The organism is Dokdonella sp. (assembly GCF_049593775.1).
Classification (GTDB): Bacteria; Pseudomonadota; Gammaproteobacteria; order Xanthomonadales; family Rhodanobacteraceae; genus Dokdonella.
Window position 1 is genome coordinate 1 of the sequence record NZ_JBAWHJ010000210.1, and the last position, 8,481, is coordinate 8,481.

6 protein-coding genes are annotated in these 8,481 nt (G+C 62.7%); 4 read left to right on the top strand and 2 right to left on the bottom strand.

The window, feature by feature from the left end:
- From WBP53_RS07410 to WBP53_RS07420, 3 genes are all read left to right on the top strand, one after another.
- On the top strand, nt 1–759 hold a 759-nt coding region (locus WBP53_RS07410; RefSeq protein ID WP_423927459.1), incomplete at its 5' end, for a hypothetical protein.
- Between the two features lie 137 nt (nt 760–896).
- Nucleotides 897–2,111 (top strand): hypothetical protein, encoded by a 1,215-nt coding sequence (locus WBP53_RS07415; protein ID WP_423927461.1) that lies wholly within the window; start codon nt 897–899, stop codon nt 2,109–2,111.
- Nucleotides 2,108–4,354, top strand: coding sequence for an AAA family ATPase (locus tag WBP53_RS07420; protein ID WP_423927463.1), 2,247 nt, complete (start codon nt 2,108–2,110; stop codon nt 4,352–4,354). Before WBP53_RS07415 ends, WBP53_RS07420 begins: the two co-directional genes overlap by 4 nt.
- Here the strand turns inward: WBP53_RS07420 and WBP53_RS07425 are convergent.
- On the bottom strand, nt 4,351–5,703 hold the full coding sequence (locus WBP53_RS07425) for an FG-GAP repeat domain-containing protein (RefSeq protein WP_423927465.1): 1,353 nt from the start codon (nt 5,701–5,703) through the stop codon (nt 4,351–4,353). The genes WBP53_RS07420 and WBP53_RS07425 overlap by 4 nt on opposite strands.
- Nucleotides 5,704–5,771: 68 nt before the next feature.
- On the opposite strand from WBP53_RS07425, the gene WBP53_RS07430 reads away from it, so the two are divergent.
- Complete coding sequence (locus WBP53_RS07430) at nt 5,772–7,526, top strand: cytochrome-c peroxidase (RefSeq protein WP_423927467.1); 1,755 nt, start codon at nt 5,772–5,774, stop codon at nt 7,524–7,526.
- Here the strand turns inward: WBP53_RS07430 and WBP53_RS07435 are convergent.
- Nucleotides 7,513–8,481 (bottom strand): CRTAC1 family protein (locus WBP53_RS07435; RefSeq protein WP_423927469.1); only part of this gene is annotated, 969 nt, incomplete at its 5' end. The two genes, WBP53_RS07430 and WBP53_RS07435, sit on opposite strands and share 14 nt — an antisense overlap.

The following is an 8,481-nucleotide window of genomic DNA, read 5'->3' on the forward strand; positions in this document are numbered from 1 at the left end:
GCGCAGCGCCGGCGCGTATCCGGCGGGGGAACAGACATGAAGTATTGGCTGGTGAACAACGGTGATGACACGCAGGTGGTTCTGGTCAGCGACGAGGCTGTCTACTCGGAAAGTGTGCCGGCCAGCCGGGCCGGCACCATGGTCGAGCAATTGAAATCGGGAAATTCGCCCGCCCGCACATTTTCCGAAGACGCGACACACATCGTTCTCCGCGATACGCGACGAGTGAAGCAGAGCTCCAGCGACAACGACATCGACTTCAACACCGGCGAGGGCAAGCAGGCCAAGGAGATTTCGCTGAGTATCGAGGATGGCGGCATCCGCGATGAAGTTTTCGGTAGCATCGAGCACGAGACAGAGGGTCGCTTCCGCCGCTACGAAGATAGCTACACGCGCCCCCGTGCTGCAGTCGGTTCGCTGACTGGACTTACCGTGTTCGGATTCGGCACCGTGCTGCTCATGAAGGCGGCGGCGGCAATCCAGGTTGCCGAAGAGATCGAGGTCACGGGCCGCAAGAGGGGGCTCAAGCAGTTCGTTGTCTGGTTGCTCGATACCCTCGGGCCTACCGGTGTCGGCATCATTGGCGGTCTGATCTGCGCCTTGTGTCTGTGGGTCCTCGTGCAGCGGCTCAAGGCACCCCCGCATCTGCAGATCCTGCAGCCCAAGCCGTATCAGCCGCAACGGGCCCTGGTCACTGCATTGAAGTACATCGCGCTTTTCGCAATCTGGGCACTGTTCCTTCCGCCACTGCTTCGGTGAACGAGGACAGCCGGGGAGGGGAGGTGAATTCGGTGGCTGCTGGCGTGAGCTTGTGGGATTCGGGTCGCATGCAGTATTCGCCCTTGGCCTCTTCTCGGGGTAGGGTGCACGCTTCGTTTTCTTGCGTCCCCCCTGCCATGGCGGTTTCCGAGTTTCCGCAATTGCTCAGTCAGTACATGCGCAGGATCCGCGCCAGCGCGGCCGGCGTCGGTGCAGAGATCGGCCTCAGCCGCGAATCCGTGAACAACTGGCGCAACGGGGATGCTTCGCCAGGGCGCAAGGCGCGCGACAAGGTGATTGCCTGCGCGCGCTATCTGCGCCTGACTGAAGCCGAGACGAATCGCCTGCTAAAAGCGGCTGACTTCGAGCCTGAGTACGCTGATGAGGTGGCCGAATTGCATGCCGAAACGGCAGGGTCGAACATGGCGGCACCGTTCAGTGTGCAGCGCGTGTTCGACCGCCTCCAGACCTTGCGCCCGTATCCGATCCTCATGTTGCTGTGTCCGGCTCATCTGGGGCAGCCGCCCATGCGAGCGGAGATCCTCGCGGAAGCCGGGCGTCGTTTCGGTGAGACGAATGTGCTGCATCTGCAACCGCCGTACAGTCTGTCCGCCGAGCCCAATGACTACTTCGCTGCACTCGCGGCACAGTGCGGGTTCGAAGGAGTCGAATCGGATTTCGCGTTCGAATCGGCCCTGGCAGATCGCCTGCGCGGAACCCAGCCGCTGTTCTGTCTGGTCAGTCGTTTCGAGCAGGGCGACCCGGTGCAGCGCGACGTCCTCGCAGGAATCCTTCGCAGCTTGAGCGAAATGCACAGTGGCCGCCTCTACCTGTTGATTTGCGGGGGATCGGCCCTTGCTGATCTCAAATACCAGGGAGGCGACCTTTCCCTGCTCAACATCGCCATTGCCGAGCGCTGGCCCGAGCCCACCGAGGCTGATCTGCGTCCGCGTGCTGCAGCACTGGGCCTTGCCGATGCAGCTGGGCGATGTGTTCTGGCAACCAGCGGTGGTCACCCATTGCTGATCGATGAAGCGTTCGATCTGTTGACGGCACAACCCGCGCTTGCGGAGTCAGACTTGCAGGAGTCACTCGCCAGCTATCCACCCTTGCTGCAGAGCTACGAGCCACTGTTGCGAGATGCTGCGACGGTCGAAATGCTCAGCGGCATGCTCGAGCGCCAGCGCATTGCCGCTGCACGTCCATGGATTGCCGATCCGCTGCTACGGTCACTGTATTGGGCGAATCTGATACTCGAGCGCAGCGACGACACTGGTCGATGGTTTGAGTGGCGTTGCGAGGCTGTGCGCACGGCCGGCCGAATGCTCGTGTGCGGCGCGAATCCAGGATGAAACTACCCCGATTGGCACGCCCGCCCTTGTGGCGAATCATCCTATTGATCGTCGTCGCCTGGCTCATCGGTAGCGCGCTGTTCGCCCCGGGGCTAAATCCTCTTGTGCGGCTGGCAATTCCACTCGATGCCGAAATCGGAACGATGATGGGAATTGTCCGCTATGAAATGAGCGAGGCGCGTGACAGTGCCGAGCGCTACTGGCGCATGCACGGCGATTGGCCGGCCAATGCTCTGGCGATCGGGGAGGTTGATGACAACGGTCTGATACGCCTGGACATACCCGAACCGATGGAGCTGAGCTACCAGTTTGGCCAAGGGTTCGGGCCCGAGACCGACCTGCGAGGCACAGTTCTATCCTGGCGCTTCAATCCGGAGACGGCTCAATGGCGCTGCATGCCGGGCCAGCCATCGCCGCCAACGCGTTGGCTGTTCGCGGAATGTCAGCCACCCTCGGCTGGCGCCGGAGGCACCTTGGGCGTGATGCTGATCGTATCCATTCTGACCCTCGCTGCCGCGCTGGTCTGGCTGGCCGTGCTCGATCCGATGATGCGTACCCTGCAGGCGTCGCCCCGACGCCTGCGTCGACTGCCTCTGTCGAGCTTGCCAGGGATGGATCGGCGTCTTCGCCTCTTGCGTCGACTGGATACCAGCCTCGCAGCAGCAGACGTTGCGGCCGAGGATTGGCGCGAAGCGGTACACCTTGTCGCTGCCGATTCATCGCAGCGCGCCGAATCGCTGGCTTTGCGCATTGGTGCAACCAGCGCCACCTCCGATTCTGGAGGACTGCCAGGCACGCTCTTCGTCTGGAACCTGCCCAACGAGCTACCCGTAGCGCTTGATCAGATGCTGGTCCTGTTCGTCGATCCGGCAATTCCCGCGCGATTGCTGGTTCGGCACCTGCGCGCGAAGTCGACCGGCCAGGATGTGCTCATGGTGGTCAGCCCGAATGTGCGCAGTGATGCCTCCTTGCTCGCCTTTGCCAGTGATCCCGGCAATCTCTGTGTCGCAATCGATCAATCGACGCTCAGCGAATGGATGCTCAATCCCGTCCCGACGGAAGTATTGATCGGCGTACTCGCCCGGCAACTCAAGATCACGCGCATCTCGCCATACCAGACGCGAGGTGGCGTAACACGCTCGGCAGTATTTTTCGGACGCGAGCAACTGCTTGCACGTGTCATCAATCGCGAGCCTGGCAACTATCTGCTGGTTGGCGGTCGCCAGCTAGGCAAAACCAGCCTGATGAAGGCGATTGAGCGCCGCTTTGAATCGCATCCGCGCGTGCGTTGTCACTATCTCTCCATGCGTGATCACCGCCTTGCCCCGCGACTCGCGCAGGCGGCCGGTTTACCGCTCGAAACACCGCCTGAAGAAGCTTTGCGCCGGCTCGCCCAACACGGTACGCAGCAACGACTGTTGCTGCTGCTCGACGAGACCGATCTGTTCCTGCGCGACGAAGCCAGTCATGGCTATCCGCAACTTGCTCAACTGCGAGCGCTCAGCGAGGAGGGGCTATGCCATTTCATGCTCGCTGGTTTCTGGGATCTGTACGAGGCGATCGCTCTCGACTTCGCATCGCCCATCCGCAACTTCGGCGAAGTGATCCGTCTCGGCGCGCTGGAAGCTGATGCTTGTGCCGCGCTGGCCAGCGAACCGCTGGCCCGGCTTGGCGTGCGGTTCGAATCGAGAGAACTGGTGGAAGCAATCGTCAGTACCTGTGGCCAGCGCGCCAACCTGGTGGCCATGGTCTGTCAGTGCGCACTGGAGTCGCTGGATCGCGGCGAACGCATCATCACCACCGCACTTGCGGAACGCGCACTGCGTTCGGATGCCATTGGAGACGCACTGGCGGGCTGGTCACGTCTTAGCCCCGAGCCGCGTGCCTGTGCCCTGGACCGCGCCATAGTCTACCGTGTGGCCCAACGCAGCTTGTGCGGAGAAAGTGGACTTACAATCGCCGGCTGGCTCGATGAGCTCGATGCAGTAGGGGTACGCATTCCCTCGGAGGCAGTTCGGCGGGCCTTTTCCCGCCTGCAGCTTGCTTACGTTCTTCTCCGCGATGACGAGGCCGAACAATGGCGCTTCGCTGTTCCACAACAGGCACGGCAATTCGAATCTGGTGAAGTTGATGCGCTTCTTGAGCGCGAGCTGCGGGATCTCGATGCAGCGTGGAGTCCTGCAGACCGAGAGTTCATGAACGGCGCTGGCGACCGAGCTGCGCGCAACCCGACCGCGCTTTAGCTCTCGTCGAAACCATCCGCAAAGATGAAGTCTGGATTGTCGCTCATGAAGATGCGATTGCCGGTGCAGGTCGCGATCCACAGGTCCAGCTTGCCGTCGTTGTCGATATGGAAGGCCGCGACGTCCTGGGTGCCCTGCGGTGTCCAGGGACGGCTTCCTCCGGCAAGGGGATCGAAATAGGTCACAGCAGGCGGGGTGCCCTGTCCCTTCATGATCACCAGCTGGCCATCGCAGCCAGGCACGTCGGTGTCTACGTCGGCCACGAAGACATCGAGGGTGCCATCTGCGTCGAGGTCGGCAAAGTCGGTGTTGCCACCGAAGAAGGTGGTGTTGGGGCTAGGGGCACTCGAGCTGGTGGCGAATTGGGCATGGCCCTGGCCGTCGTTGCCGGTGTTGATGAGGTAGTGGTCCTGGCTGTCGTCGACTACGAATAGGTCGAGGCGGTCGTCCTGGGTGAAATCGGCCACCGCAACCATGTATGGAGCGTCAGCGTTGACCGTGTCGAACATCTCGAAGTGGCCGGTGCCGTCGTTGTAGAGAATCATCACCGACGGCGAGTTCGGGCCGGGGGTTTCGGTACCGGTCGCGTTGTTCTTGATGATGTCCTTGAAGCCGTCGCCGTTCATGTCGGCGATATCGGCATCGGTGCCGAACGTCGAGTTGGTCATGGCCGTGGTCAGGCGTGTGGCGGTTTCATCGCTGAAGAACCCGTTGCCGTCGTTGATGAGCAGCTTGTCTTCGAGATCGTTTGCGTAGTCGGTGAAATAGAGCTCGGGTCGGCCGTCACCGGTCAAGTCGCCAACCCCGAGGCCACAAAACTTCGGGCCGCTGCCGGTACCCGAAAGCAACACGGGCAGGCGAGCCGGCTGATATGCGAAGCCCTGCCAAACCCCACCCACCCTGGCGAGATTGATCAGGATGCGCGGTTGCTGGTTGAAGGTGCCGGCGGTGACAATGTCGAGCCAGCCATCGCCGTTGACGTCGACCAATTCGACGTCGCGGTCGTCGGTGTCATCGAGAAAATCTTCCGCGAACTCTTCAGTGCGGTCGGTCATCACCCCTTTTTCGTTCATGAACAGGACGTTGCGAAATCCGCCCGGGTTGGTAAAGGGGATCTTGCGAACGACCACGAGGTCGGTATCCCCATCCTGATCGAGGTCACCGGTGGCGAGGTCTTTTTCGCGAATGTCGTTGGCACCAACGTTGGGGTCGCTGGTGACGAGGCGGGTACTGGTCGCTTCGGTGAACGTGACCCAGTCTCCCGCCAGGGCGGGATTTGCGGAGGCCAGGGCGGCCAGCAGCAGGCTGGCTGCGGGGTTGAAAGGGCTCGGATTGAATCGAATTGACACCGTACCTCCTGTCTCCGCCGCGCGGCATCGGTACTATAACAACTCGGCGTATCAGAGAGGAGGGCGCGATGAGCAGGAATTCGGGATTGCGAGCCAGGTCTGCGATCAGCAGGGGTGGTGGGCTCGGGGCTCTCCGGGCTATCTATACTGGTGGCAGACGCATCGGCTTTGTGGCTCTTTTCTCGTGCGCGCTCGTTTCGGTCGCCGGGGCGCAGATACTTCAGCCACCCCAGGTGCCAGCCGGCAACCCGCAGACGCCTGCCAAGGTCAACCTCGGCAAGGTGTTGTTCTGGGACGAACAGCTCGCGTCGACACGCAGTGTCGCTTGCGGTACCTGCCACATTCCAGCTGCGGGCGGCAGCGATCCTCGCTCGCTGAGCCCCAACGGAGTGCACCCCGGGCCAGACGGCCTTTTCGGGGGCGAGGACGACATTCTCGGCTCCCCTGGAGTTCCGCTCAACCAGAGCGATGGGCTCTACGACTCCAGCCTGAGTTTCGGTCTCGGCGCCCAGGTGACCAACCGCCGTCCGGGGAGCATGGTGAATGCCGCCTATTCGCCGCGGCTTTTCTGGGACGGTCGGGCGGAAGGTCCATTTGTCGATCCCGTCACCCTCGCCGTGATCTTGCCGACCGGCGGAGCGCTCGAGAACCAGGCGATCGGCCCACCTCTCTCGGATATCGAGATGGGTCACATCGGTAGGGCATGGCCGGACGTGGTCGACCGCCTCGCCGTGATCTCGCCACTCGCGCTATCTCCGGCGGTTGCGACTGAACTGCTCGACTGGATCGCTGGTCGTGGCTACCCGGAGTTGTTCGAGGAGGCCTTTGGCAGCCCGGGAGTCACCGCTTCTCGGCTGGCCATGGCGCTGGCGAGCTACCAGCGAACGTTGTTCAGCAACCAGGCACCCCTCGACGCATGGATTCAAACCGGGAATGGCCTGACGCCGCAGGAGCTGGCTGGGCGCACCGTGTTTGTTGGAGTTGCTCAGTGTGACAACTGCCACGCGGGCGCGATCATGAGCGATCACAACTTCCACTACACCGGGGTCCGCCCGAAGACTGACGACCCTGGCCGGAAGGAGGTCACCGGGAATCCCGACGACGAGGGCAAGCTACGCACGCCATCGGTGCGCAATGTTGCCTTGCGCGCTCCCTACATGCACAACGGACGCTTCGCCACTCTTGAAGACGTAGTTGATTTCTACGACCGCGGTGGTGACTTCACCCCCAACGAACTTGTCCCGCTCAACTTGACGCCTCAACAGCGTGCCGACCTGCTCGCGTTCCTGCGCCGACCCCTGACCGATCTGCGGTTGGCTGAGAGTGCACCGCCGTTTGACCGGCCACGCCTCTACACTGAATCGGCGCGTGCGCCGCAGGTGGTTGGCAGCGGCTTGGCTGGAAGTGGAGGCCTGGTGCCGCAGATGGTGGCGGTCGAGCCACCGCTGATTGGTAACCCGAGCTTCACCGTTGCGGTGGCAAACGCACTCGGTGGAGCCACTGCCTTGTTGGTCATCGACGCGAGCGATCCCGGATTGACCCAGCCGGTTTCCGGGTCTATTGCCTTCGAGTCGATCGTGCTCGCTGGTGTTGGTGCTGGCGGCGGCTATGGCTCGGCGAGCCTTGCGATCCCCAACGACCCGGATCTCGACGGCGACCAGTGGTTCGGGCGGTGGTATGTAGAGGATGCCGGTGGTGGTGGCAGCGTCGCCGTTAGCCCGCTGTTGCGTTTCCACACCTTTGCCGGCGCCGTGGCCAACGAGATCTTCGGCGACGGCTTTGAGGCCGGCACCGCTGCCGCCGGGTCGGCTACGGTGCCGTAGCCGACTTCGGTACGAAGACCTGGTCGAGTGCCACCCCGCGCCACTCGCGTGGGGGGTGGCCGGGCAGGATGACGCGCACCGTGACCTTTGTTTGCGGCTGCAGATCCCCGAAGCCGAAGTAGGCCTCGGGGGCGTCGGCCGACTGAAAGCTGCCGCCCCCGATCCAGCGTCGTTGTATTCCGGCCGGGCCCTCAACCTCGACCATTGCACCATAGCCGTGACGGTTGGGAGGGGAGTCGTCGAGGCGGACCACCAATGAACGCCGCGCAGGCGTGTTGTTGCGCAGGACCACCACCGGCCCGTTGAGGGTGGTGATCACAACGTCGACGTCACGGTCGCCGTCGAGGTCCCCAAATGCCACTGCGCGGGCGTGAAGCGTTTTTTTGCACCACTCGGCCACGCAGTTTGTGGTCTGGAACCGCGCTCCGCGTCGTTCCAGCAGCAACAGGGGTTGTGCCTGTCCGCCTGTCTTGCCTGACACCTCGGGGTTGTCCATTTCCGGGTAGACGTGGCCGTTTCCGATGAGCAGGTCTTCGTCGCCGTCGAGGTCGAAATCGTAGAAGCCGCAACCCCAGCCCAGCAGCGGTCGGCTGATCGCGGCGACACCGTAGGCAGCCGAGCGGTCAGCGAAGAGGCCGTCACCGAGGTTGTGGTGGAGGGTGTTGGAGTCGTCGGAAAATACTGTCACGAAGAGGTCGGGTTGGCGGTTGCCATCGGCGTCGGCCTGGCAAATTCCCATGCTGGCCTGGGGCCTGCCGTTGCCGTTGGTTGCGAGGCCCGAGCTCACGCCAACTTCCTCGAACCGCATCTCGCCTAGGTTGAGGTAGAGCTGGTCGGGGGTAGAGTCGTTGCCGACGAAGATGTCGGCCAGGCCATCGTTGTCGACGTCCAGAATACGCACGCCGAGGCCGTAGTTGAGGCCCGTTGTCGAGAACACGCCCGCTGACTTGGAAAC

Bases quoted from the DNA above. Each gene is read 5' to 3' on its own strand.
- WBP53_RS07420 (WP_423927463.1), top strand. From the start codon at position 2,108: ATGAAACTACCCCGATTGGCACGCCCGCCCTTGTGGCGAATCATCCTA.
- WBP53_RS07430 (WP_423927467.1), top strand. From the start codon at position 5,772: ATGAGCAGGAATTCGGGATTGCGAGCCAGGTCTGCGATCAGCAGGGGT.
- WBP53_RS07415 (WP_423927461.1), top strand. From the start codon at position 897: ATGGCGGTTTCCGAGTTTCCGCAATTGCTCAGTCAGTACATGCGCAGG.